Origin of the sequence: Flavobacterium sp. WC2409 (assembly GCF_041200085.1) — a bacterium.
Classification (GTDB): domain Bacteria; phylum Bacteroidota; class Bacteroidia; order Flavobacteriales; family Flavobacteriaceae; genus Flavobacterium.
Genome location: NZ_CP165625.1, coordinates 3,326,642 through 3,352,270, shown reverse-complemented (window position 1 = coordinate 3,352,270; position 25,629 = coordinate 3,326,642). Strand labels below are relative to the sequence as shown.

Annotated in this window: 20 protein-coding genes and 1 tRNA gene; 9 read left to right on the top strand and 12 right to left on the bottom strand. The window is 34.0% G+C overall.

Annotation, left to right across the window (positions count from 1 at the left end; genetic code table 11):
• Positions 1 to 25 precede the first annotated feature (25 nt).
• Together AB3G34_RS14300 and rseP are read right to left on the bottom strand one after the other, a co-directional pair.
• Positions 26 to 99, bottom strand: a tRNA-Asn gene (locus tag AB3G34_RS14300).
• Positions 100 to 237: 138 nt separating this feature from the next.
• Positions 238 to 1,581, bottom strand: coding sequence for an RIP metalloprotease RseP (rseP, locus tag AB3G34_RS14295; RefSeq protein ID WP_369752843.1), 1,344 nt, complete (start codon positions 1,579 to 1,581; stop codon positions 238 to 240).
• 199 nt (positions 1,582 to 1,780) lie between these two features.
• Here rseP and AB3G34_RS14290 point away from each other — a divergent pair, with 199 nt between their 5' ends.
• The 6 genes from AB3G34_RS14290 to AB3G34_RS14265 all read left to right on the top strand — a co-directional run bounded on the left by AB3G34_RS14290 (position 1,781) and on the right by AB3G34_RS14265 (position 12,035).
• Positions 1,781 to 2,848, top strand: coding sequence for an NADH:flavin oxidoreductase/NADH oxidase (locus AB3G34_RS14290; protein ID WP_369752842.1), 1,068 nt, complete (start codon positions 1,781 to 1,783; stop codon positions 2,846 to 2,848).
• A 1,547-nt stretch (positions 2,849 to 4,395) separates the two neighbouring features.
• Positions 4,396 to 5,436, top strand: coding sequence for a Gfo/Idh/MocA family oxidoreductase (locus tag AB3G34_RS14285; RefSeq protein WP_369752841.1), 1,041 nt, complete (start codon positions 4,396 to 4,398; stop codon positions 5,434 to 5,436).
• A 235-nt stretch (positions 5,437 to 5,671) separates the two neighbouring features.
• A complete protein-coding gene (locus AB3G34_RS14280; RefSeq protein WP_369752840.1) occupies positions 5,672 to 6,883 on the top strand; it encodes an MFS transporter in 1,212 nt (403 codons plus the stop codon).
• A 415-nt stretch (positions 6,884 to 7,298) separates the two neighbouring features.
• A complete protein-coding gene (locus tag AB3G34_RS14275; protein ID WP_369752839.1) occupies positions 7,299 to 10,136 on the top strand; it encodes a carboxypeptidase-like regulatory domain-containing protein in 2,838 nt (945 codons plus the stop codon).
• 10 nt (positions 10,137 to 10,146) lie between these two features.
• Entirely contained in the window at positions 10,147 to 11,502 is a 1,356-nt protein-coding gene (locus AB3G34_RS14270; protein ID WP_369752838.1) for a DUF5689 domain-containing protein, read from the top strand.
• 59 nt (positions 11,503 to 11,561) lie between these two features.
• Entirely contained in the window at positions 11,562 to 12,035 is a 474-nt protein-coding gene (locus tag AB3G34_RS14265; protein WP_369752837.1) for an FKBP-type peptidyl-prolyl cis-trans isomerase, read from the top strand.
• Between the two features lie 69 nt (positions 12,036 to 12,104).
• Here the strand turns inward: AB3G34_RS14265 and AB3G34_RS14260 are convergent, their stop codons facing one another.
• The 3 genes from AB3G34_RS14260 to AB3G34_RS14250 all read right to left on the bottom strand — a co-directional run bounded on the left by AB3G34_RS14260 (position 12,105) and on the right by AB3G34_RS14250 (position 18,137).
• Positions 12,105 to 13,880, bottom strand: coding sequence for an alpha-glucosidase (locus tag AB3G34_RS14260; RefSeq protein ID WP_369752836.1), 1,776 nt, complete (start codon positions 13,878 to 13,880; stop codon positions 12,105 to 12,107).
• Between the two features lie 117 nt (positions 13,881 to 13,997).
• A complete protein-coding gene (locus AB3G34_RS14255; protein ID WP_369752835.1) occupies positions 13,998 to 16,112 on the bottom strand; it encodes a glycoside hydrolase family 97 protein in 2,115 nt (704 codons plus the stop codon).
• A gap of 375 nt (positions 16,113 to 16,487) precedes the next feature.
• Positions 16,488 to 18,137, bottom strand: a complete 1,650-nt coding sequence (locus AB3G34_RS14250) for a DUF6377 domain-containing protein (RefSeq protein WP_369752834.1) — start codon at positions 18,135 to 18,137, stop codon at positions 16,488 to 16,490.
• Positions 18,138 to 18,498: 361 nt separating this feature from the next.
• Between AB3G34_RS14250 and hflX the strand changes: the two genes are divergently transcribed.
• From hflX to AB3G34_RS14235, 3 genes are all read left to right on the top strand, one after another.
• A complete protein-coding gene (hflX, locus tag AB3G34_RS14245; protein ID WP_369752833.1) occupies positions 18,499 to 19,749 on the top strand; it encodes a GTPase HflX in 1,251 nt (416 codons plus the stop codon).
• A gap of 444 nt (positions 19,750 to 20,193) precedes the next feature.
• Positions 20,194 to 21,258 carry a hypothetical protein gene (locus AB3G34_RS14240; protein WP_369752832.1) on the top strand — a complete coding sequence of 355 codons (1,065 nt, stop codon included), beginning with the start codon at positions 20,194 to 20,196 and terminating at the stop codon, positions 21,256 to 21,258.
• Positions 21,258 to 21,659: a hypothetical protein gene (locus tag AB3G34_RS14235; protein WP_369752831.1), complete on the top strand. Its 402-nt coding sequence runs from the start codon at positions 21,258 to 21,260 to the stop codon at positions 21,657 to 21,659. The genes AB3G34_RS14240 and AB3G34_RS14235 overlap by 1 nt, the downstream gene beginning before the upstream one ends.
• A gap of 118 nt (positions 21,660 to 21,777) precedes the next feature.
• Here AB3G34_RS14235 and AB3G34_RS14230 read toward each other — a convergent pair whose 3' ends face one another.
• From AB3G34_RS14230 to AB3G34_RS14200, 7 genes are all read right to left on the bottom strand, one after another.
• Positions 21,778 to 22,221, bottom strand: a complete 444-nt coding sequence (locus tag AB3G34_RS14230; protein ID WP_369752830.1) for a hypothetical protein — start codon at positions 22,219 to 22,221, stop codon at positions 21,778 to 21,780.
• Between the two features lie 85 nt (positions 22,222 to 22,306).
• Entirely contained in the window at positions 22,307 to 23,155 is an 849-nt protein-coding gene (locus AB3G34_RS14225; RefSeq protein WP_367772671.1) for a DUF3078 domain-containing protein, read from the bottom strand.
• Positions 23,156 to 23,176: 21 nt separating this feature from the next.
• Positions 23,177 to 23,683 (bottom strand): DUF2480 family protein, encoded by a 507-nt coding sequence (locus tag AB3G34_RS14220; protein WP_369752829.1) that lies wholly within the window; start codon positions 23,681 to 23,683, stop codon positions 23,177 to 23,179.
• An 82-nt stretch (positions 23,684 to 23,765) separates the two neighbouring features.
• On the bottom strand, positions 23,766 to 24,089 hold the full coding sequence (locus AB3G34_RS14215; protein WP_367772668.1) for an SUF system Fe-S cluster assembly protein: 324 nt from the start codon (positions 24,087 to 24,089) through the stop codon (positions 23,766 to 23,768).
• A gap of 175 nt (positions 24,090 to 24,264) precedes the next feature.
• Positions 24,265 to 24,672 carry a GxxExxY protein gene (locus AB3G34_RS14210; protein WP_369752828.1) on the bottom strand — a complete coding sequence of 136 codons (408 nt, stop codon included), beginning with the start codon at positions 24,670 to 24,672 and terminating at the stop codon, positions 24,265 to 24,267.
• A gap of 93 nt (positions 24,673 to 24,765) precedes the next feature.
• Positions 24,766 to 25,188, bottom strand: coding sequence for a SufE family protein (locus tag AB3G34_RS14205; RefSeq protein WP_369752827.1), 423 nt, complete (start codon positions 25,186 to 25,188; stop codon positions 24,766 to 24,768).
• The gene (locus tag AB3G34_RS14200) at positions 25,178 to 25,621 is read right to left on the bottom strand and encodes a hypothetical protein (RefSeq protein WP_367772662.1); all 444 of its coding nucleotides are present in this window, start codon (positions 25,619 to 25,621) and stop codon (positions 25,178 to 25,180) included. Before AB3G34_RS14200 ends, AB3G34_RS14205 begins: the two co-directional genes overlap by 11 nt.
• Positions 25,622 to 25,629 lie beyond the last annotated feature (8 nt).

The following is a 25,629-nucleotide window of genomic DNA, read 5'->3' as shown; positions in this document are numbered from 1 at the left end:
ATTGCTGTAAAGTCTTTTTAAAAAGCTCCCTCTCTTGGGCTCGAACCAAGGACCCTCTGATTAACAGTCAGATGCTCTAACCAACTGAGCTAAGAAGGAAACTGTATATTTTTATTCTAATACTGAATGAACGTTTTTGTGTGCTTAGTAGTGCCGTTTGTTTCACTTGTAAAGCGGTGCAAAGATAGGGGTAAATTTCATTTCTGCAAGCAAAAATTAATTTTTTTTTACTTTTTTTTACTTCCCTATAATTGACTTGTAAATGTCATTCCCATTAGCAAATAATAGTAGTGTTATAAGTAATACAAAACCAACCATTTGAGCATTCTCTAAAAATTTATCAGATGGTTTTTTACCTGAAATTATTTCATATAATAAAAACATGACATGACCTCCATCTAGTGCTGGAATAGGCAATAAGTTCATTACACCCAACATAATTGATAATAAAGCGGTGATTCTCCAAAAAACTTCCCAGCTCCATGTACTTGGAAAAATGTCAAATATGGCTTTAAAACCACCTACTTGTTTGTAAGCACCTGTACTTGGACTAAAAATCATTTTTAGTTGTTTTCCGTATCCTACTAATTGGTCTTTCCCTTTGGTGATTCCCACAGGAATTGCTTCAATTAAACCATATTCTTTTGTGCTTACCTTGTAATATCCTAGTTTTTCTAAAGATTCCATGCTTATTCCGCCTGCATTCACTCCTAGTTTTCCATCTTTAGATACTATTAGAGTAATGTTTTCTTCTTTTTGATTACGAAGTATAGTTGCAGGAATGGTTTTTCCTTTACTATTTGCTAAAATCACTTTAGCTTCATCAAAATATTTTGTTGGTTGTCCGTTTAAAGAAGTAATAATGTCTTTAGCTTGTAAATAAGTGTTTGGAGATTCTTCGCTAACAGCACCGATGGCAAATGGCATACGAATAGCAATTAGGGAACCTTTTTCATACTTTGATAATTGATCTACAAAATCAATTGGCATTTTTATTTCTTGTTGAATTCCGTTTCTTTCAATCATCACTTTTTTAGCCATGATGATTTTCATGTTGATATCGTTATCAAATTTTGCAATAGTGACACCATCTGCAGCCAATATTTTATCACCTGTTTTAAATCCTGCTTTTATCATCACAGGATTTTCGATAAGCATACCGTCTTTGAAATCCGTATTGGCTACAAATGTATCGCCATAAGCAAATGCCATCCCGATATAAATGATGAAAGCCAAAATGAAATTAACAGTCACACCACCTAACATGATAATCAAACGTTGGTAAGCAGGCTTAGAACGAAATTCCCAAGGTTGCGGAGGCAAAGCCATTTGCTCTTTGTCCATACTCTCGTCAATCATTCCTGAAATTTTTACATATCCACCTAGAGGCAACCAACCGATACCATATTCAGTCTCTCCAATTTTCTTTTTTATAAGGGAGTATTTTACGTCAAAAAACAAATAGAATTTTTCGACTCTGGTTTTAAATAACTTAGCAGGAATAAAATGTCCTAATTCGTGAAGTATAATAAGTAATGATAAACTCAATAAAAATTGAGAAAGCTTGATAAATAGATCCATTTTTAAATTTTAATTCTTTTTATAACTCACAAAAGTAAGGTTTTCTATTTGTTTAATTTGCAATAATTGTTCCATACCCTTTTAAATGTTTGTTAATTATTGGAATTTGAATTTTTCCTTAAGGTTATGTCCCTTAACTTTACTTTTCAATAACGGTTTTTCCGTTGTCCTCATTTATAATACATTAAAAATATAAAGTATGTCATCTAAATTATTTTCACCACTTCTAATAAAAAATATTACCCTAAAAAATAGAATTGCGATTTCACCCATGTGTCAATATTCGGCTATAGATGGTTTTGCCAATGATTGGCATTTGGTACATCTAGGGAGCCGCGCATCGGGTGGGGCTGGATTAGTCATCCAAGAAGCGACAGCCGTTTCCCCCGAAGGAAGAATTTCTCCTGGCGATCTTGGAATTTGGAATGACGAACAAATAGAGAAATACATTCAAATCAATCAATTTATCGAAAGTCAAAATGCAGTTTCTGGAATCCAACTCGCACATGCTGGAAGGAAAGCGAGTGTTTCGGCTCCTTGGGAAGGCAATAAAAAATTAGACGCCACTCAAGGGGGATGGCAAACCGTAGCGCCATCAGCCATTGGATACCATGAAAATGAAGCAAGTCCTGTGGCTTTGGACGTAAACGGAATTCAAAAAGTACTTTCTGATTTTAAATCAGCTACTAAAAGATCCGTGCAAGCCGGTTTTAAAGTGATGGAAATTCATGCTGCTCATGGGTATTTGTTACACCAGTTTCTTTCGCCTTTGTCGAATCTAAGAACGGATGAATATGGAGGAAGTTTTGAAAATAGAATTCGGTTTACGCTTGAAGTAGTAGGTGCCGTACAAATGGAATGGCCAAAAGATTTGCCTTTGTTCGTTCGAATCTCAGCTACCGATTGGGCAGATGGAGGGTGGAATGCGGAGGAATCAGTACAACTTTCGAAAAGACTAAAAGAAAAAGGAGTGGATTTAATTGATGTCTCTTCTGGAGGCGCGGTTTCGCACCAACAAATTCCAATAGGACCTAATTACCAAGTTCCTTTTGCAGAAAGAATTAAAAAAGAAACAGGTATTATGACTGGCGCCGTGGGTTTAATTACCGAAGCGCACCAAGCCGAAGAAATTGTTGCTTCTGGAAAAGCTGATTTGGTTTTATTTGCTAGAGAATCATTAAGAGACCCCAATTTAGGATTGACATTTGCTCATGATTTACAAGTAGAAACCGTTTGGCCAAAACAATACGAACGCGCTAAACAATAAAGTTTTTAAAATATATAAATCATATCAGTTTTTTTCTAAAAAGTAGAAGATTTCAACCATATAAGGTATTTAAGGTCATGTAAGTTTTGTTTATTTATATGTTTAATTTTTTTTAAGGTGCTAGAATTTTATCCCGCAGAGCTGACGGATTGAACCGGTTTATTGAATTTAGAACAGTGCAAAAAGAAAATCTGCGCTAATCTGTGGAATCTGTGGTAAAAAAAATAGGACCGCAGATTAAAAGGATTCTCACAGATTTTTTATGATAGAACAAAGTAAAATGATATGCAATAATCACTGTTCCATAAGGCAATACTGAGTAGACGCATCACATTTCTTAAATGAATTATATGGTTAAATTTTTTTAACATATAAGTCATATAAGTTTTTTTCTAAAAAGTAGAAGCTTTAAACCATATAAGGTATTTAAGGTCATATAAGTTTTATGTTTGTTTATTTATATGTTTAATTTTTTTTAAGGTGCTAGAATTTTAGCCCGCAGAGCTGACGGATTGAACTGGTTTATTGAATTTAGAACAGTGCAAAAAGAAAATCTGCGCTAATCAGTGGAATCTGTGGTAAAAAAAATAGAACCGCAGATTAAAAAGATTCTCACAGATTTTTTATGATAGAACAAAGTAAAATGATATGCGATAATCCGCGTTCCATAAGGGAATACTGAGTAGACGCATCACATTTCTTAAATGAATTATATGGTTAAATTTTTTTAACATATAAGTCATTAAAGTTTTTTTCTAAAAAGTAGAGATTTCAACCATATAAGGTATTTAAGGTCATGTAAGTTTTGTTTATTTATATGTTTAATTTTTTTTAAGGTGCTAGAATTTTATCCCGCAGAGCTGACGGATTGTACCGATTTATTGAATTTAGAACAGTGCAAAAAGAAAATCTGCGCTAATCTGTGGAATCTGTGGTAAAAAAATAGGACCGCAGATTAAAAGGATTCTCACAGATTTTTTATGATAGAATAAAGTAAAATGATATGCGATAATCCCTGTTCCATAAGGCAATACTGAGTAGACGCATCACATTTCTTAAATGAATTATATGGTTAAATTTTTTAACATATAAGTCATATAAGTTTTTTTCGAAGAGGTTTTTTTTGAACTATATAAGGCACATAAGTTTTTTTCTAAAAAGTAGAAGCTTTGAACCATATAAGGTATTTAAGGTCATGTAAGTTTTGTTTATTTATATGTTTAATTTTTTTTAAGGTGCTAGAATTTTAGCCCGCAGAGCTGACGGATTGAACCGGTTTGTACCGATTTATTAAATTTTGAACAGTGCAAAAAGAAAATCTGTGCTAATCTGTGGAATCTGTGGTAAAAAAATAGGACCGCAGATTAAAAGGATTCTCACAGATTTTTTATGATAGAATAAAGTAAAATGATATGCGATAATCCGCGTTCCATCAGAAACAGAGTACTTGAATACATTTCTTAAATGCCCTTATATGCCTTATCTAGTTTAAATATAAAAGGTGTTACTATTAAAAAGTTTAAATTCGTGTTTTATAAAATAATACTATGCAAAAAATAAAAACCGCTTTACTTTCCTACGGAATGTCTGGAAAAGTATTCCATGCCCCATTTATAGAATTTCATCCCGGATTTGAATTGATGGGTTCTTGGGAAAGAAGTAAAAAATTAATTCAACTGGATTATCCTGAGGTAAAAAGTTATCCTACGCTAGAAGCAATTTTAGAGGATGATATTGATTTAGTTGTAGTAAATACTCCCGTTGGGACCCATTTTGAATATGCCAAAAAAGTGTTGTTAGCAGGTAAACATGCGATTGTCGAAAAAGCTTTTACGACAACTGTTGCCGAAGCGCAGGAGCTAGCAGCTTTAGCCAAAGAAAAAGGAGTGAAATTGGCCGTTTTTCAAAACCGCCGTTGGGATAGTGATTTAAAAACGGTTCGTCAAGTGTTGTTAGACGGAAGCTTGGGTGATATTGTGGAAGCCGAATTCCATTTTGACCGCTACAATCCTAAGCTGAGTCCAAAACAACATAAAGAGACAGCCAATTCTGGCGCAGGGATTTTAAAAGATTTAGGTCCGCATCTTATCGATCAAGCCCTTTATTTATTTGGTTTTCCTACTGCTGTTATGGGGGATATTCGTATCACTAGAGACAATTCATTAGTGGATGATTGGATCGATATTACCTTGTATTACGATACTTTACGCGTCCGATTAAAAGCCAGTTTTTTTGTTCGAGAAGCTATTCCAGCCTATCAAATTCAGGGTAAAAAAGGTTCCTTTTTAAAACCGAGAGGCGATATACAAGAGAATGATTTAAAAATTGGAAAAAAACCAAACTTAGCGAGTTGGGGAACAGAATCAATCGATAATGAAGGTCTGTTGCATACTGAAATAGAAGGAAAAATAATCCATGGAAAAATCCCAACATTGCAAGGGAATTATTATAGTTTTTTTGATGATGTTTATCATTCCATTGTGAACAATACGATAGAACCAGTTACGGCGCAAGACGGCGTTCATGTGATGCAAATTATTGAGGCAGCCATTCAAAGTAGTGCTCAGAAAAAAATAATCGAATTATAGTTAAGATTTCTATTTTAAAGTAATAACCATTGAGAGATTAAGTTTATCCATTAATCTCTTAATGGTTTGTAAATCAGTTATTTTAACTTGTTTTTTATAAATAAAATATACTTTACAAGTGATATTTTATTTTTTTATAAACAATAACGTTGTATTTAAAAGTACCGGTGTAGTTTAGACACAATGAATCAATGCTTTTTGTATTTTTGTCCATTAATTATAAAAGCCTGTCATTTTGATTGATTTACAATTTATAACGCAGTTTAAAGCCAAAGGGAAATATAAGAAAACGTATCAAAATGCTAAGATTTCTTATCTTAATAGAATACGTTGGGCGGTTTCCTCTTTTTATTTTGGTATGGGATTGTGTTTTGCCACATGGGCAAGCCGAATTCCAGATATTAAAACGGCATTAGATTTAGGATCAGCTGAATTAGGAACTATTTTATTCGCCGTTCCGCTTGGGCAATTACTGATTATGCCTTTTTCGGGTAAATTAGTAACCCGTTTTGGCAGTCATCGCATCTTGATATTTTCTTCCATATTATATGTAATAAGTTTGACTAATCTAGGTTTAGCCACAAATCCTTGGCAATTGTCATTAGGATTATTTGTATTTGGAATCTTTAGTAACCTAACTAATATAGCCGTAAATACACAAGGAGTGTATACCGAAGAGCTTTTTAAAAAAACCATCATGTCTTCTTTTCATGGGATGTGGAGTTTTGCGGGTTTTACAGGCGCTTTAGTTGGTTTAGGAATGTTGGCATTACAACTTACTCCCTATGTTCATTTTTGGATAGTGGGTGTAATCGTGTTTTTGCTGATGGCATTCAATTATAAATTTCTGATAAAAGCCAAGGAAATCCCCAAAACCGAAGAGAAAAAATTATTCACAAAACCGGATTCTGCCCTTATATGGTTAGGAGTCATCGGTTTTTGTTGCATGGCCAGCGAAGGCGTTATGTTTGACTGGAGTGGTGTTTATTTCAAAGATGTCATTCACGCTCCAGGACCATTAGTAATTTTAGGATACACCTCCTTTATGATTATGATGGCTGGCGGACGTTTTTTTGGAGACGGACTCATTCATAAATTTGGCCGAAAACCAGTAATGCAAATCAGCGGATTTTTAATTTCCGGAGGGTTGTTCACAGCCGTATTTTTCCCCTATATTATTCCTGCTACCATTGCATTTATGTTTGTGGGAATTGGAGTTTCAACGATTGTTCCAACACTTTATAGCATTGCAGGAAAAAATCCATCTGTTCCACCAGGCGAAGCTTTAACGATAGTTTCAAGCGTAAGTTTTCTAGGGTTTTTAATTGGACCACCAGTAATTGGCTATATTGCTGAGCTTTCCAGTTTGCGATTTTCGTTCGCATTCATAGGTGTATTTGGAGTGTTAATAGCCTTTATGGTTTCTCGAATTAAGGCCATTCAGTAATTTTTTTAGTAATACCACTTCTCTTTTTCACAATAGTATTTAGCCCCGCTATACACAGTATCTTTATTGCCAAAATGGGGCAATAAAGGATACTTGTTGCTATCGGGATTATTTTACAACTTTTTGTGAAATTCACCTCATAAACTTCCGGGGTTATTTTTTTTATTGGAAACGAACAACTTAATAGTATTTTGATTACATTTAAAAAATATTATTATACAATACAGTCTGTTAGGTTTCTCAATACCACTATTTTATAGTTTTTAAAATTCCCAAAAACATTTTTCTATTATTTTGATTTACGAATCCCGTTCGGGATGCTTTGCTGTACAGTCAATAAATCAAATTTTATCAAAAACAACATTTTCCAAAATCTAATAGGGAAAGAAGTGGGCTATATAACACAAATGTATTTATGAAAAATGTTCTCCTGATTCTTTTTTCTATTTTTCCACTAGGACTTGCTTTTGCACAAAATCAAACCGGTATTTCAGGAAGAGTGATCGATTCCAAAACCCAGAAACCGCTAGCCTATGTTGTCGTTTCTGTTCAAAACACGAATCTAATGCAACTCACCACATTTGACGGGGAGTTTGTTTTCGAGTCCGTTGCTAGCGGGGAACAGTTACTTCTTTTTCATAGTCAAGGTTTCAAAGATGCCTTATATCCTGTGACAATTGTAGAAAATCAAATCACAAATCTTGGAGATGTATTTTTAGAAGACGATCAAATTACCGACTTACAAACAAGTGTAATTCGCTTGTATGAAAATGATTTAACCGATGACAACAGCGGTTCCGAAAGTACTTCGGGTTTATTGCAATCCTCCAAAGATGCTTTTCAACAAGCCGCCGCTTTCAATTGGGGACAGGCCCGATTTCGAATACGAGGATTAGACAGCGAGAATGCCACGACCATGATCAATGGTGTTACCATGAACAAACGTTATGATGGTAGACCACAATGGAGCAATTGGGGTGGACTCAATGACGCCACTCGCAATCAGGAATTTTCCGTCGGAACAACACCCTCCGATTATAGTTTTGGTGGAATTCTGGGAACCCAAGAAATCAATACTCGGGCCTCGATTTATAGACCCGGCACCCGAATCACATTTTCAGGGACAAACACGAATTACAGTTGGCGTACCATGGGAACCTACGCTTCTGGAATGGGAAGCAGTGGTTGGGCTTTTGTAGTTTCGGCAGGGAAAAGATTGGCGGAAGAAGGGTATTTCGAAGGAACAACATACGATGCCAACTCTTTTTTTATGAGTGTGGAAAAGAAGTTAAGCGACAAACATTCCTTGAATTTCTTAGGATTTTACACACCCAATACCCGAGGTAAAAATTCCCCAAATACTGCTGAGGTAACGCAATTGACCTCGGAAAAGTACAATTCTTATTGGGGATATCAAGACGGAAAAAAGCGAAATGCAAGAACCAAAACCATCGAAGAACCCATCTTGATGCTCAATCATTTTTTCAAAATAAATGACCATACCAATTTAAATACCAGTGTGATGTATCAATTTGGAAAAATAGGAAATACCAATATTGATTATCAAAGCGCCAATAGTCCAGATCCAACCTATTTTAGAAAATTACCTTCCTATTATTTGTCGCTTTATGCCAAGGATAGTGGAGAATTTTCGGGGGATTTCACACCTGATTATGACAATGCAGAGAAAAGCAGGATTGAATTTTTAGCCAACCCACAAATCGATTGGGACGCCATGTACCGAGCCAATCAAAAACCAATTCTAGATGCAAACGGAACTATAACAGGTTATGAAGCCGCACAAAGTCACTACGTTTTATACGAAGATAGAACCAATGACAAAACGATGACAGTGAACACCAATTTCAATACCCAACTCAATGAAAACTTGATTATGAATGCAGGAGGTTCATTCAGTAATTTAAAATCACATAATTATCAAAAGGTTTTGGATTTGTTAGGCGGGAATTATTTTGAAGATATTGACGGTTTTTATGATGGGAATCAAGCGCAATCGGATTTAAATAATCCCAATAGGCAAGTGGTGGTAGGAGAGGAGTACGGGTACAATTATAATTATGTGGCCAATACACTAGATGCCTTTACTCAATTTAAGTTCAATTACAGTAAGGTCGATTTCTATTTGGCACAATCTTTTTCTAGTACTAATTATCAAAGAGAAGGGCTCTATAAAAACGGAATTTATGAAACGATATCTTTCGGGAAAAGTGAAAAAGTGCAATTTGAAAACTTCGGATTCAAGGGCGGATTAACCTATAAAGTTTCAGGAAAACAAATGCTGACTTTCAATGCAGCTCATTTGACTAAAGCACCTACAATACGCAATACATTCCCTAATTCCCGACTCAATAATTCCATTGTTGATGGCTTGCAAAGTGAAAATATAAACAGTGTGGATGCCAGCTACTTATTCCGTTCTCCTAAAATGAAAGCAAGGATTACAGCGTATTATTCTACAATAAAAGACGCAACGAAAACTTCTTTCTTCTACGCCGAAGGAATTTTTGATAATGGGGCGGGATATACGAACACCAACGCATTCGTGAGTCAGACTTTAACCCATTTAAACAAAAAGAATATGGGTGCCGAGTTCAGTTTTGAGTACCAAATATCGGCTACTTTTAAAACGAGTTTATCTGCTGGGTATGGACACTATATTTATGATAGTAATCCGAATGTGAGTATCAATAATGATGCAGTAGCATCTATAGAGAATACAAATCCATCCTATGATTTTGGTACCGCTTTATTAAAAAATTACAAACAAGCCGGTCTGCCACAACAGGCCTATGCTCTAGGAATTGAATACCGTGATCCTAAATATTGGTGGATTGGTGCCAATGTAAATTATCTAGCAGATACCTATATCGATGTTTCGCCCATTTCTAGAACGAGTCATTTTTATACTAACCCCACAAGTGGATTTCCATTTCCAGAAGCATCAGAAGCACGAGCTGCTGAATTATTAAAACAAGAAAAGTTTGATCCCGTGTTGCTACTCAATTTCACAGGAGGGAAATCGTGGCGCATTCGAGGGAAATATGTAGGACTATTTGTAAGTATCAATAATGCCTTAGACACTAAATACAAAACGGGTGGATATGAACAAGCTAGAAATGCAAATTTTAGACAACTCAATCAAGATGTTTCCAGTGGAACTCCTTCTTTTGGCAACAAATATTTTTATGGTTATGGAAGGACTTATTTCGTAAACCTTAGTTTCAATTTATAAATCATTCATTATGAAAACTATATATTATACAATTATTTCTTTGCTAGTTTTAGTTATCTTCTTTTCCTCTTGTATTAGTGATGAAGTTACTGTTCCTAAACTCACCTGCAATCAACCTGATTTGATCGTGAATAAAACGGTTGCCGAAGTGCATAGTACTGCAGCTGCTATTGTTTCGCAATATTTGTACGATGATGTCATTGAAGCCTACGTCGTTTCTACAGATGAATTTGGAAATTTTTTCAAGACGATATCCTTTCAAACATTGGCTACAGCCACAAGTCCAGCCATTGGATTTAGTGTTCCAATAGACGTTACAAATGCCTATGTTGATTTTAGATTAGGGAATAAAGTATATGTAAAATTAAAAAATCAATATACCGATATCAATTATGGGAGTTTACGAATTGGAGGAATTTATGTCAATACGTACAACGAAGGCGCAGTGGGGCGACTTTCTCAAACCGATTATAAAAATGTATTGCATGCTTCATGCACGACTTTAACAGAGGATCAATTGGTACGATCGATTTCAATTGCCGATTTGCTGCAGGATTCTAACTTGAATACGCTAGTTGAACTGTCAGATGTTCAGTTTACGGAGGCGGCAATAGGGCGTCATTATTTTGAAGAAGCAAACAATATTGGTGGGGCGACTAATTGGAGTTTAGTAGACAAACAAGGAAATCAAGTCATTTTTAGAACCAGTAGTTATGCTGATTTTGCGGGTAAACTAGTGCCTGATGGAAGCGGAAAAGTAAGAGGGGTATTGACTAAATTTGGATCCGATTATCAATTAATAGCTCGCTCAGAAAAGGATGTAGTAATGACAGGAATAAGAAAGGCTCCATTCTTTGCTGAGGATTTTAAAAATGTGGTGGACAAATCCAATTTAAGTTTGCCGGGTTGGGCTAATATTGTACAAAGTGGCACCCTTTTTTGGAAAGGAACTGTCTATTCGGGTAACGGTTATGCTGAGTTTAATATTTCTGGCACAAAAGTAAACTCTAATATTGCGTGGTTGATTTCACCAAAAATTGATATGGATATGCATACGAATGAGGTACTCACTTTTAGAACCGCCCAGCATCATCTCGATGTAGATTCTCCTTTGAATACTTTAGAAGTATATGTTTCTACTAATTTTGATGGACTGAATGTAAAAACGGCTACTTGGATTCCTGTTTCGGTGATTTTACCCAAACAAGCCACGCCTTGGTATCAGTTTGTAGGAAGTGGTGGAGTTGATTTATCATCTTATAAAGGAAAAATCAATATTGCATTTAAATATATTGGATCAGGAAAAAATCTAGCTTTGGATGGTGCTTTTCAGGTTGATGATGTTCAGATTTATGGAGACAAATAATTTTTATAAAAGGCAATTGTTGAATTGACTATATTTGCCATTATAAAAATAATTTTACCATGAAATACACTTTTATTGCATTAATTTTCACTCTTTTTATTTCTTGTAAACAAGACGATGCTGAAGTAGTAGCACCAACAGAAACAATTGATTATGTTGCTAAAAACGACCAAGAAATTGTAGACTACATTGCCAAAAACAAATTGACAGCTACCAAAACAGATACAGGTTTGTATTATGTCATTAATGAGCCAGGAACAGGTATCAAACCTACAGCGTCTTCTAATGTAACAGTAGCTTACAAAGGATACTTTACAAACGGAACTGTTTTTGATCAAAGTGATGCCTCAGGAATTTCATTTGGTTTGAATCAAGTAATAAAAGGATGGACAGAAGGAATTCCTTATTTTAAAGAGGGAGGAAGCGGTGTACTTTTGGTTCCAGCTCAATTAGGTTATGGAAACAATACGACTGGGCCAATTCCAGGAGGTTCTGTTATTCTTTTTGATGTTAAATTGATCAAAGTAAATTAGATTAAAAATTCTAAATATTAAAAAAGGCTGTCCGATTTGGACAGCCTTTTTGCTTTTTATTAATTCTATCTATTTTTTCAATTGATAAATAACGGCTTCATAAGGTCTTAATTCTCCTGACTTAGAAGCTTTGCCGTAATTGTCAATTAATACTTTTCCTTTTTTACTGATTAGATCTGTATTTGCTTCAGCATTTTTGGAAGAAAAATTCAACAAGACCAAAACCTTTTCCCCGTCCAATTCTCTAGTGTACGCATAAACATCTGGATTTTCTTTGTCTAATAAAGTATATTTACCATAAACCAAAATAGGATTTGTTTTACGCAAATGTGTCATTTGTCTAAAGTAATTTAAAACCGAATTGGGGTCTTTTTCTTGTGCTTCAGCATTTAGACTAACGTGATTGTCATTTACTTTTAACCATGGCGTTCCAGTTGTAAATCCTCCGTTTTCTGAATTATTCCATTGAAAAGGAGTTCGTCCGTTATCTCTGGCTCCTCCCGTTTTTTGGTTTTCTATGAATTGATTTAAATCGCCTCCCGTTAATTTTAAATGCTCGTATTCAGCTAATGTTTCTATATCGCGGTAGTCTTCAATTTTATCAAATTTAGCATTGGTCATCCCAATTTCATCTCCGTTATAGTAGTACGGAGTTCCTCGCATGGAAAGCAAGAAGGTGGTTAGTAATTTAGAAGAAACTGCTCTAAATTCAGGCGCATCATTTCCCCAACGCGAAGTCATTCTTGGCTGATCGTGATTTCCTAAATAAATAGTTCCCCATCCTTTATTTTCATACACTTTGTCCCAATCCGAATAGATTTTTTTGAAATCAACTAGAGAATAGGGCCCCATTTTTTTGAAATAACCAGGTTCATAACCCAAGTTGGTTCCCTCAAAATGATAGCCCATATTAAGTTCTTTACGGTCTTCATCAACAAAATTTAAAGCTGTTGAAGTTAGCATTCCTGCACCTTCAGCTAATGACATACAATCGTATTTACTCAATACTTCGCGATTCATTTCTTGAAGGTATTCATGCAAATGTGGTCCGCTTGCCAAATAGACATCCCAACGGCCGTGGTAGTTTTTGTTTAACTCTTCTTGAGAGATTTCTGGAAAAGCAGTGTCTTTTGAGATAAAAGGAATCACATCCATTCTAAAACCGTCAATTCCTTTTTGGAACCACCAATTCATCATGCTATAAATCTCCTGACGTAATTTTGGATTTTCCCAATTCAAATCGGGTTGTTTGTAGTTGAAATAATGCAGGTAATATGCATTCGTTTGTTCGTCATAACGCCATCCGCTTCCATCGGCTTCAAATGAGCCTGGGCGAAAAGCAGGTTTCCCTTTTTCGGCTGGCCACCAGTGGTAATAATCTCTATAGGGATTATCTCTTGATTTTCTACTTTCTTGAAACCATTTGTGTTGGTCACTACTGTGATTTACCACTAAATCCATCACTAATTTCAATCCTCTTTCATGCATTCCTTTTAGTAAAGCATCAAAATCTTCCATCGTACCAAACTCTTTCATTATAGCTTGGTAATCGGATATATCATACCCATTATCCGCATTTGGAGATCCGTATATGGGATTTAACCAAACTACATCAATACCTAGACTTTTGATGTAATCTAATTTTTGAATGATTCCCTTCAAATCACCCACGCCATCTCCATCACTGTCTTTGAAACTGCGTGGATAGATCTGGTAAACTACTGCTTCTTTCCACCATTTACGGTCATTAGCTGATTTATTTTCTTGTGCCATAGTTTTGTTGGTTACTAACAATACACAGCAAAGTACAAAAAGGACAACGAATTTTGAATAGACTGATTTCATTTTTTGGTTATTTAGTTCTTTTTTATTAAGTTGATATAAAAAGTTGATTTAGAAAGTGTTATTAATAAAAAAGGCTGACCAATTGGACAGCCTTTTTGTATTTGTAGTAATCAATTATTATTTGATTTCAATAAGGCTAATCGCATAACCTCCACCTGGAGCAGATAACTGTGCTAATTTTGATTTGCTAGTTACCGTCATTTTACGAATCGTATACGCTTGAGGATTTGTTTTATAATGAGCGTCTTTTGCATCAGCATAAATGGTAGCAATATATTTTTTTCCTTTTTCTAAGAAGTCAAATTTTATGTTTGAAGTACGTGGCGTTTCTCCATTTACATTCCCTACAAACCAGTTATTGGTTCCCTTTGCTTTTCGAGCAACGGTAATGTATTGTCCCGGCTCTGCTTCTAAATAGTCGCTTACCGTCCAATCGATAGCTACGTCTTTAATGAATTGAAATGCATCAGCAAAACGATTGTAGTTCTCCGGTAAATCAGCTGCCATTTGTAACGGACTGTACATGGTTACATACAAAGCCAATTGGTTAGCAAGAGTACTGTTTACATGCGAATGATTGTCAGGGTTTAATTTTGATAAATCCATTTCAAATATTCCCGGAGTATAATCCATTGGTCCACCTATTAAACGAGTAAATGGCAATACTGTTACGTGGTTTGGTTTAGACCCACCAAAAGATTGGTATTCAGTTCCTCTTGCTGCTTCGTTACCAATTAAGTTGGGATACGTTCTGCAAATTCCAGTAGGACGAACCGCTTCGTGAGCATTCACCATAATTTTATATTTGGCCGCTTTTTCGATGGCATATTGATAATGGTTCACCGTCCATTGGTCGTAATGATTTTCTCCTTTTGGTAAAATATCACCTACATAACCACTTTTTACAGCATCATATCCGTTGTCTTTCATAAACTGATATGCCTGATCCATATGACGCTCGTAGTTACGAACAGATCCGGAAGTTTCATGATGCATAATCATTTTTACCCCTTTTGCTTTTGCGTAAGCGTGAATTCCTTTGACATCAAAATCTGGATAAGGCGTTACAAAGTCAAAAACGTAATCTTTGGCATGACCAAACCAATCTTCCCAACCGATATTCCATCCTTCCACTAAAACACCGCCAAAACCATTTGCAGCAGCAAAATCAATGTATTTTTTCACATTAGTAGTAGTCGCTCCATGAGTTCCATTTGGTTTTGCTTTTGAGTAATCTGTAATCCCTAATTGCACTGATGGAAATTCATTAGTGTAAGACCAAGAACTTTTTCCAGTAATCATTTCCCACCAAACTCCAACATATTTAACTGGTTTGATCCATGAAGTATCTTCAATTTTACAAGGATCATTCAAGTTCAAAGTCATTTTTGAAGCTAGAATATCTCGAGCATCGTCACTCACGATTATCGTACGCCAAGGCGAAGTTTGTGGTGCTTGCATGTTTCCTTTATCACCATTGGCGCTAGGAGTCAACCACGATTCAAAGACCATGTTTTTATCATCTAGATTCAAGTGCATGCAAGAATAGTTGATTAATGCTGCTTCGTGTAAATTGATGTAGATTCCATCATTCGTTTTCAACATCAATGAAGTTTGAACTCCTGTTGGAGAAAATGATGTTTGTGAAACGTTGTCTGTTTTTGCTTTTTCGGTTAACCCTCTAATTTCTGATAATTTTGAGGTAGTATAATCGTATTCTTGTGTGTCATAATCACCTGGAATCCAAAAAGCAGTATGATCGCCTGTCATAGCAAACTGGGTTCTTTCTTCCTTGATTATAAAATAAGTCAGGTTTTTTTGAGCAGGGAATTCATAACGAAAACCCAACCCATCGTCAAACAAACGGAAACGAATTACGATTTGTCTGTCAGTTCCGTTTTGATTTAAGGTAACAGCCAATTCGTTATAATGATTGCGAATTTGATCTTCTTCACCCCAAACTGGTTTCCAAGTTTCATCAAAAGTACTTATTTGTGTATCGATTGTCGTGAAATCATTTAGTAACGATTTTTTGTCATTTTTTAATTCCAGACCTAGTTTACTTGGTTTTATAACTACTTTTCCTTTGTAGTTCAAACTGTAACTTGGAGTACCATCACTAAGCAATGAAAACTCCATTTGGAATTTTTGATTGGGTGATTTTAATTGTTGTGCCGAAACGTTGCTGAAAAATGCTAACGTGAAAAGTAGCGAAAAAAGAGAATGCTTCATTTTATTTAATATAAATTACTAGTTAATTTTTGGTTTTTAATTTGTTCGAAATTTGAAAGTGCTTTTATAGGACTTCCTTCTAAATCTAAAAGCGTGAATATTATTTTCTCAAATACAGTTTTCCGCAAACGATTTATTTAAAAGGCAACACTATACTATTTGTCTTTTAAATTTCTGAAAAGTAAAATTAAGCTCTTTATACTCGTTAGATTTTTTCGATTTTAAAAAAGTAGATTAAAAAGCAAAAATAAAATCATAAATATTATTATATCAGACACTTATAAAAAATAAAGAATCTAAAAAAGTGGTGACTTTAGAACATAAAAAAGTCATTTAAGCTTGATTTATACAGAAACAGACTTTCAAAAAAGAATTTTATGATTTTATATTTGTGCCAATTTGCATTACTTTGGTTTCAAATTCCTCACGAGGACCTGCCGCTTTATTTTTAAGTTGGGAACGATAATTATAAATTGTGGATACCGAATAACGTAAAAAAACAGCAATTTTGGCACTGTCTTTTATTCCCAATCGGATCAAGGCGAAGATTCTTAATTCGGTATTTAATAATTCCCCGTCTTTCAATTGTGTTGCTTCATCATCAATTAGCAAAGCCGAAAATTCTTTGATAAAATTGGGAAAAAGCTGTAAAAAGGTCTGGTCAAAATTAGTATAAAACGTAGCGAGTTCGTTTTCAATAAAATCTTTTGACTTCACGGCACTTACTAAATCGTTCATTTTCCCCGTGGTTGCCATCAAGTTCAATTTACGGCGGTACCCTTCTAGTTTGCCTATATAGTCCGAACATTGATCCATATAACGACCAATGTAAATTTCTTTTACCAAATTGGTTTCAGAAAGGGCGTTATTGGTTTCGTTCAATTTCTCATTAAAAACGGATAATTCTTTATTCAATTCCGAAAGTTGATTGTTAGCCAAACTGATTTCCTGTTTGGCAGTAGACAATCGTTTCATTTGTTTGAAAAGAAGGAACAAAGCCGTCATTAAAAATAGAGAGAGAATACTGGCACTTATTAAAAACAGGATTAACTGGAAACGGTTGGTTTCATTTTGCTTTTGATACGCTTCATTAATAATGGGCATCATCTTAGAAATCTCGTAGGTTCTCAAACGCGCATTACAAAAAACAGCATCTTCCAAGGAACGCTTCATGTATTTATAAGAGCGGTCAATATCGCCTTCTTCGTATAATAAAAAAGCTAAGGAACGTAGCGAAATATATTCTTTTTTGGCCAACTGCAAGTCGGAAATTGCCGAGATAGCCAACCATTTTTTTTCTTGTTCAGTCTCTTTTTTTCCATGGTAGGATTGTGAAATGAGATACGCCACAACAGCTTGCTCAGGATTATCTTTCGCAATTTCTGGAAAATGCTTCAGCAATAAGGTTAAGGTTTGATCGAATTTTTGGTGTTCGATGAGTTTGCTGGCTTGGTCAATAAATTTTAAACTGGATTGAGATGGGTAGGACAGCATGGTGGAATCTCTATACCTCTGTGTTAATACATCATATTTCTTTTTTTCCTGAGGCGATGCCGCATAATCTGACATAGAGCCATAAATAGTAGTACTAACACGGTAAAAATCACTTTTAAGATTGACTAGGGATTTGAGGTCAATTTTATGGAGAACATCTGTGGCTTCCTTGTACATACCTAAGGTTCCCATGATGGAAGCTAAGTTTAAGTTAGCCGAATTAATTTTGGGTATATCTTTTAGCGTACTAGCTATTTGAAAATTTTTTCTAGCATATGCTAGGGCTGAATCCGACTGATAGAGTTTGTATTCTTCGAATAATTTTTGACCAATTTCATATTTTTGAAGATTGGTTGAAGTGTATTCTAACAACTCTTTCAGCTTGTTTATTTTTTCTTCTTTTTTATCCGAATACTGTTGGTAATTGTCTACAGTTTTATCCAACTCACCCAATAAAGAATCAAAATTATTTTGACCAATAAGGAGTACAGGAAAGAGTAAAACAATAAACAATGTCAAAAACCGACTCATTCAATTGGGATTTAATTTGTGTAAAAATAAATAAAATAAGTTAGTAGGTGTTTTTTAAACATATAAGTCATATAAGTTTTTGAGGTTTAAGTTTTTTTTGAACCATATAAGTTATTTAAGGTCATATAAGTTTTAGGAAAATAATTAAATATGCGTTCTGCGTGCCAATAGACACAGAGCATGTGCAGTACATATCTTTAATGAGCTTATATGCCTTATTTGGTTTAAATTTTTTATTGTGTAAGGATTTGAGCCCACAGATCTAGCAGATTAAAATGATTTTCACGCCTTTTACTTATAAAGAACATATAAATTTAATAAGTCCCTCACAAATGATTAAATTTGTAGCTTATTCAAAAATATGTTAGAAAAAGAAGTATTAAATTTCGAAAAAACAGCCATTGTTGGTATTGTAACTCAAAATCAAAGTGAAGAGAAGCTCAATGAATATCTTGACGAATTAGAGTTTTTAACATTTACCGCAGGCGGACAGGTAGTAAAACGTTTTTCTCAAAAAATGGAACGCCCTAATCCCAAAACTTTTATGGGTACAGGGAAGATCGAAGAGATTCATTCGTATGTAAAGGAGAATGATATTTCGACCTTGATTTTTGATGATGAGTTAACGCCTTCACAACAAAAAAATATTTCAAAAATAATTACCGAATGTAAAATTCTCGATAGAACACACCTTATTCTAGACATATTTGCACAACGTGCCGAAACTTCGTATGCGCGAACACAGGTAGAATTAGCACAATGCATCTATATGTTACCAAGATTATCCGGACTTTGGACACACTTGGAACGTCAAAAAGGGGGAATTGGAATGCGTGGACCTGGAGAAACTGAGATTGAAACTGACCGACGTATTGTACGTGATAGAATCGCCTTATTGAAAGATAAAATCAAGGCCATTGACAAACAAATGGGAACGCAACGAGGCAATCGTGGTTCTATGGTGCGTGTCGCTTTGGTGGGATATACTAATGTTGGGAAATCCACCTTGATGAATGCCGTAGGGAAAAGCGATGTTTTTGTCGAAAACAAATTGTTTGCAACTCTAGACACAACTGTTCGTAAAGTGGTGATTAAAAACCTGCCTTTCCTATTGTCAGACACTGTGGGATTCATACGTAAATTGCCTACTATGCTAGTTGATTCCTTCAAAAGTACGCTGGATGAGGTTCGTGAAGCCGATTTGTTGTTGCACGTAGTTGATATTTCACATCCAGAGTTCGAAGATCATATTGCCTCCGTAAATCAGACGCTGTTAGACCTTAAGGCCAATGACAAACCTGTAATTATGGTTTTCAATAAAATAGATGCTTACAAACATTTGACCATTGATGAAGATGATTTAATGACCGAAAAAACGCCAAGACATTACACGCTCGAAGAGTGGAAATCGACTTGGATGAGTCGAGTAGGAGAGGAGAATGCGTTGTTCATCTCGGCAACTAACAAAGAGAATTTCGAAGAGTTTAGAGAACGTGTTTACGAAGCTGTGAGACACATTCATATCACGCGTTTCCCATACAATAAGTTTTTATATCCAGATTACAAAGACGCGATAGAAAAAGAAGAAAAAGAAGAGGAAGAAACCGAATAATTTCCTCCAAAACAGAATAACAACAATCCCTTTTGAATTTTCATTAGGGATTTTTTTTGGGCATGCCCCAGCTTCCAGTCCGTTGCAGCAGCGTCAGGCTATACGTTACAAACAAAGTTCACTGAACACCTATAAAAAATATATACTAAGTGAAGTAATCTTTTATTTCGTTGCACTACATAAAAGGATTTCCAGTACCATCCCTCATGCGAGACTTTGGGATTCATTGCTAATTTATTTTGCAAATGAATTATTGTGAAGTTTGTTAGTGATTATAGACTTATTTTAAATAACATAGACAATACAAAAAAAAGTTAAATACATATAAAAGGGATATTTTTTTATTAATATTGTATAAATAATACATATATGTCAACTGAGAAGATTTTTTTTAAACCTAAATTAGAAGGTCATCGATTTGATGATCATACTCTTCCTTTGAATATGTTAGAAGATTTTTCTGCTTTTGAAGAATTAGTTTTTGAGTTAGCCAAAAAAATATATTTAGATAGAAATCCGTCAAGAAAGAGGGTTCCTAAAGGTTTTACAGAAAATGTTTATTTAAAACTTGCAACCATTGAGGAGGGTAGTACAATACCTCATATTTTAATTGCTGCAGTTACAAGCCTATCTACACCAACAATTCCAGTACAAAACACAGACTATTTTAGTTATTTTGAAAATTCTAGAGATAAAGTTTTTGAATTGGTTGAAAATGCTAATTCTGGTAAATCAATAGATATAGATAATAAGTTTTTAAATTATTTTAATAGAATAGGTAAGAATTTAGAAGAAGGAGAAACAATAGATTTTTTAAATGAACCTAATTCTTCCAGAAATATTAAATTTAGTAAAAATACAAGAAGGAAGATATTATTATCACGAAATGAAAAATTAGAATATTCTGAAAAAATCATAGAAAATATACTTATCCCTTCTATTGATAAAAAAAACCAAATTTTTAAAATAGAGATTGATAATAATGTAATTGAATGTCCAATTTCTTTAGATTTTCAAGAAACAATATATACCGCTTTCCAAGAATATGAAAACAAAACACTTATTTCATTAAAAGCAACAGGGGTATTTAATCAAAATAACAAATTGATTCATGTTGAAGATATCGAATCGATGGACATACTTGATCCTTTTGACATAAGCGTTAGACTTAGTGAATTGTCGAATTTAGAAGACAAATGGTATAATGGTATTGATGGTATTGCATTAAATAAAAAACATTTAGAAATTTTCAAGAATTACTTTGAAAGCTTTTTTAACAGTGATTTAGTGTTACCAGCTATCTTTCCAACAATCAATGGGGATATTGTTTTGGAATGGAAAAAAGGCGATAACGAAATTACGTTAGAAGTTAATTTGTTAAATCTTACTTCAACTTTATTTTATTTTGACATGCAAAATGATGATGAAGACTTTGAAGAAACGTTAGAATTGGAATCAGAAATAAAATGGTCAAAATTAAATGATTTAATTAGTAAATATATTAGTTAATGAAAGGAGAAACTTTATTGCACCGACAAATTCACCCAAGTTGGGTACAAAATGATAGTATATCTTCTCAAGCGTTTTTGAGTGAAAACAACATTGCATCTCTATCTTTCACACCATCAGAAAAAGACGAAAATAAATTATCTGTCTATAACGGAGAAAAATTTACTGCTGAACAATCATTTATACATTATACAAGTAACTTTATATCTCAAGGGGTCTTATCAGTTAGTAATGATGAAGTGAATACAATTGGAGATTTAAAAGTTGTAGAAGATAATAATCCATTTAATGGTCATACTACTATTGATTACTCTCTTATAATATCGGCTACTCAAGTCAAGAAAAAAGCAAAAAAAATAAAAAACATTGCTGTTGCAAGAGGTTGGACACATAAAAAATAACCTCATAGCTCTGATTCTCGTTTGCTAGTAGCGCCTACTTACTTTTAGAAACAAATTGACGGATTTGAAACTTGACTCATTAAAAAAAGAAAACTTAACGATTTTAAATTAGTATAATTTATTCCTTCACCAAACCTAATTTCTTAGCTGATTCACTATCAATAGGTTCAAATTGAAAATCGGAATCTTCAAACTTTAAGGTTCCATCAATAAATAGTGGAATATTCATAAAAGTGGTGGCTACTCCGCTTCCCATTTTGAAAGTTTCCCCTCGCTTTAGCAATACAAATGGAGCCCATTTCTTGCTTCCTCCATAAGTTCTATAATCAAATTTTCCTTTGAGAGTATCTCCTTTTTTCTCACCTCGTACTTCCCCTGATTCTTTGCCTACACCACCGTATCGTATTTCTAATTGACCATAAAATTTGTTATCGTATTGCGCTAACTTTAGTAGTGCAGTATCCTTGCCTTTTACAGCCTGATAAAATTTAAAATCATTAGCTTTATCTGATTGGCAACCCATTAAAATTAAAAACGTAACAATTCCTAATATACTTTTCATTCTATTTTGCTTTTAGGATTAAAGATAAATAAAAACGCCCTTTTGAAATTCATCAAAAGGGCGCTTCTTGTATTAATATAACGGATTAGAAACCGTAGTTCACACCTAGTCCAAAAAGTTCTTTTACTTGTACAGCTTGTACTGAGTTGTCATCATAAATGGCTTGTAAAGCAACATTAGCCGAAAGGTATTTGTTGATTCTCATGACCACATTCATTTGGTAATCTACATCTACATTTTGTGGTGCATCTAAATAATTAGAATATAAATTCAACCGATTCTCAATAGATACGTTAGCCATCACGCTAAACTTATAATAAGCAGATATGCTGGCTCCAAATTCAAATCTAGTGTTGTCCCCTTGCAACACTCCGTAAGACGGTCCAAATTCAGTAAAATGATCGTGAACAACTATTAATTTGGCTGCAGCTGGAGCAAAATTCACACTTAAATTATTACTCTTTTTCCATAACATCCCTGGTCCAAACTGGAAATAAGCGGGAGAGAAAAAATGTGAAATTTTCATGTCATTCTTATCTAATCCCGTATCCATTTGAGACTTAAAATTAAAATAAACAGAGTAGTACCATTGTCCAGATGCTTTTTTGCCCCATAATGAGTTGAGTTCTAAGCGGTCGTCTGTTTTGGCTGTTTTGTTATCTCCTTTTATTTTACTTAAACCATAAGCCAAAATAAATTTATTGTCCCAAACAACATCTTCATTTTTATAATTGAAATCGTAGTTTAATCCAAAATTCCCTGCAACATTTGAGGTTCCGCCACCTAGCCATTGTTTGTTATAAGAGGATTGGTTAAAAAGCAAAGAAATATTTCCTTTTTTGGTCCAGTGTTTAACGGTATCTTGTGCTGTTTCCTGTGCATGTACAGAAAGTATAGCCATTAGTAAGACGAATACAAATAGTATCTTTTTCATATTGTGAAAAGGTATTTATAATTATTTTTTAGCTTTAAATAAGGGAACAGCTGAACAAGCTTCTCCATACATAATACTTCGTGCAACAGGTTGTAAAAAGTTTGCAGCAATGATATACGCTCGCATTGGTACCGGTTTTCTGGAACATCCTTTTATAATAACAGGCTTGTTATTATATACGGAGTAATCAATTTTTGGAAGTAGTTCTTCATACAAAGCTACATCCAAATCTTCTAGACTACCATTAATTATTTTCTTAGCAAATGGTGCTAATTGTATTGACACCAAAATAGAAGCCCAAGCTGGAACAATAGCATCTGTACTGCAATTAATAGCGACTAGTTGGTCTTGATATTGTGTCCAATCGTGATTTTTAAGGTGTTCTCTAAAATCTTTTTCTTTCAGCAAAAAACCTTCCAACAACCATTGTGAAATATCAATTTGTGTGCGGATTCCTTTTGGATAGTAATCTTCAAGATCGAAAACTTCCAAAATACTATTCGCTACTTTATTTATTATTTCTTCCATTTGTTTTTTTGTTTAAAGGTTAAAGTTTCAGGTTTACTATTTTGCACGTATAACTTGAAACCTTAAACTTGAAACCCTTTTTTTATAGCATTCCCAATTCTAATTTTGCTTCTTCGCTCATTAAGTCTTTACTCCAAGGTGGATCAAAAGTAATTTCAACCTCGGCATCCTTAATGTGCTCAATTGATTTTACTTTTTCTTCTACTTCTCTTGGTAAACTTTCTGCAACAGGGCAGTTTGGAGATGTAAGTGTCATTAATATTTTTACTTCATAATCCGTGTTGACCATTACATCATAGATTAATCCTAATTCGTATATATCAACAGGAATTTCAGGATCGTAAATAGTTTTTAATTTTTTTACGATTGCTTCGCCTAATTCGTTAGTGTCTATTTCTTGTGTCATAATTTATTTTTTTTTGAACCATATAAGGAATATAAGGTCATTTAAGGTTTGTTTTAACTCTGTTTTAAACATATATTTTATTATATGTTATATTTAATTTTTGAACCACATTAGGAATATAAGGTGATTTAAGGTTTGTGTTTAACCATTTTGAACCAAATATTTTATAGGTAATTTAATCTTCTAGATATCTATATTTTTCATTCACATATGTTTTTTGCCCTTCTTTGAAAAGATGTGTTACATTAAAATTGAGCATTAGTCCTATAGGAACTTCTAAAAGTTTCATATAGGTTAAAATTTGAGCTTCATGGATGGGTAAAACTTTTTCTACTGCCTTAAGTTCAACAACCAAACAATTTTCAATTAATAGATCACATCTTAATCCTGTTTCAAGTTCTAAACCTTTGTAATTTACTGGAATCTGTAGTTCAGTTTGAAAATTACAGTCTCTAATTGTCAATTCTTTTTTTAAACAACTGTGATAAACACTTTCTAAAAGTCCAGGACCAAGATGCTTATGTACTTCTATAGCACAACCGTTTACATGGTATATTAAATCTTTTAGGTACGTTTTTGTCATAAATTTTCAAGAATTTATTTTTAAAACTATAAGCAACAACTTATATGAACTTATATGCCTTACATGGTTCTTTTTAAAACTTATATGTTTAAATTATCCTTTTTTGGCATCGAATGCCAATGCATACATTTTAATATTTTTTATCATCGACACTAAGCCATTAGCTCTAGTAGGTGATAAGTGTTCTTTTAATCCTATTTCGTCAATAAAACCCATATCGGCAGCAATGATATCTGCAGGAGTTTGGTTTGAAAAAACTCGAATTAATATGGCAATAATTCCTTTGGTTAAGATTGCGTCACTATCAGCAGTGAAAACCACTTTATCGTCATTGTGTTGTCCCTGTAACCACACTTTTGATTGGCAACCTTTAATCAAATTATTTTCGGTTTTGAACTCGTCTTTAATTAATGGTAGGTTTTTCCCTAGATCAATGATGTATTCGTACCGTTGCATCCAGTCATCAAACATGGAAAATTCGTCTACTATCTCTTCTTGTATGTCTTTAATTTTCATCCTTTTGTTTTGCAAATGAATTTATTTTATTCACTAATTTTTTAATCTCAAACGGTGGAAATCCATGATCGAAACTAGGTGATTCATAGGAGATTCCTTTGTAGGTTATTTTTATATTGGCAATGGCAGCACCATCATACAATCGTTTTTCTGTTGGTGATTTTAAATCTTTAATTTCATCTAGATTTACATCTTGGAATAAATCAATTAACTCTTTCCAATCGGCATCCGAAATCTTTGTTGGTTCTGTTTTCTCTTTTCCAGAACGGTCATTCGAAATAAAAACCATTTGTTTCTCGATAGTTATCTTTTGATAAAAACCTCTAGTGTTTGCTACATACTCAATTACAGCAGTTTCAATGTCTTGTTTTTTGTCGCCTTCACATCCTTTTCCAAGAAAAAGAGTTAAAAATAATAAGGAAAGTATTTTCATATTTGATG

What these genes read in the sequence shown, in the direction of transcription:
- rseP (WP_369752843.1), bottom strand. Translation starts at nt 1,581, where the DNA reads ATGGATCTATTTATCAAGCTTTCTCAATTTTTATTGAGTTTATCATTA.
- AB3G34_RS14290 (WP_369752842.1), top strand. Translation starts at nt 1,781, where the DNA reads ATGTCATCTAAATTATTTTCACCACTTCTAATAAAAAATATTACCCTA.
- AB3G34_RS14285 (WP_369752841.1), top strand. Translation starts at nt 4,396, where the DNA reads ATGCAAAAAATAAAAACCGCTTTACTTTCCTACGGAATGTCTGGAAAA.
- AB3G34_RS14275 (WP_369752839.1), top strand. Translation starts at nt 7,299, where the DNA reads ATGAAAAATGTTCTCCTGATTCTTTTTTCTATTTTTCCACTAGGACTT.
- AB3G34_RS14270 (WP_369752838.1), top strand. Translation starts at nt 10,147, where the DNA reads ATGAAAACTATATATTATACAATTATTTCTTTGCTAGTTTTAGTTATC.
- AB3G34_RS14265 (WP_369752837.1), top strand. Translation starts at nt 11,562, where the DNA reads ATGAAATACACTTTTATTGCATTAATTTTCACTCTTTTTATTTCTTGT.
- AB3G34_RS14260 (WP_369752836.1), bottom strand. Translation starts at nt 13,880, where the DNA reads ATGAAATCAGTCTATTCAAAATTCGTTGTCCTTTTTGTACTTTGCTGT.
- AB3G34_RS14255 (WP_369752835.1), bottom strand. Translation starts at nt 16,112, where the DNA reads ATGAAGCATTCTCTTTTTTCGCTACTTTTCACGTTAGCATTTTTCAGC.
- AB3G34_RS14250 (WP_369752834.1), bottom strand. Translation starts at nt 18,137, where the DNA reads ATGAGTCGGTTTTTGACATTGTTTATTGTTTTACTCTTTCCTGTACTC.
- hflX (WP_369752833.1), top strand. Translation starts at nt 18,499, where the DNA reads ATGTTAGAAAAAGAAGTATTAAATTTCGAAAAAACAGCCATTGTTGGT.
- AB3G34_RS14240 (WP_369752832.1), top strand. Translation starts at nt 20,194, where the DNA reads ATGTTAGAAGATTTTTCTGCTTTTGAAGAATTAGTTTTTGAGTTAGCC.
- AB3G34_RS14235 (WP_369752831.1), top strand. Translation starts at nt 21,258, where the DNA reads ATGAAAGGAGAAACTTTATTGCACCGACAAATTCACCCAAGTTGGGTA.
- AB3G34_RS14230 (WP_369752830.1), bottom strand. Translation starts at nt 22,221, where the DNA reads ATGAAAAGTATATTAGGAATTGTTACGTTTTTAATTTTAATGGGTTGC.
- AB3G34_RS14225 (WP_367772671.1), bottom strand. Translation starts at nt 23,155, where the DNA reads ATGAAAAAGATACTATTTGTATTCGTCTTACTAATGGCTATACTTTCT.
- AB3G34_RS14220 (WP_369752829.1), bottom strand. Translation starts at nt 23,683, where the DNA reads ATGGAAGAAATAATAAATAAAGTAGCGAATAGTATTTTGGAAGTTTTC.
- AB3G34_RS14215 (WP_367772668.1), bottom strand. Translation starts at nt 24,089, where the DNA reads ATGACACAAGAAATAGACACTAACGAATTAGGCGAAGCAATCGTAAAA.
- AB3G34_RS14210 (WP_369752828.1), bottom strand. Translation starts at nt 24,672, where the DNA reads ATGACAAAAACGTACCTAAAAGATTTAATATACCATGTAAACGGTTGT.
- AB3G34_RS14205 (WP_369752827.1), bottom strand. Translation starts at nt 25,188, where the DNA reads ATGAAAATTAAAGACATACAAGAAGAGATAGTAGACGAATTTTCCATG.
- AB3G34_RS14200 (WP_367772662.1), bottom strand. Translation starts at nt 25,621, where the DNA reads ATGAAAATACTTTCCTTATTATTTTTAACTCTTTTTCTTGGAAAAGGA.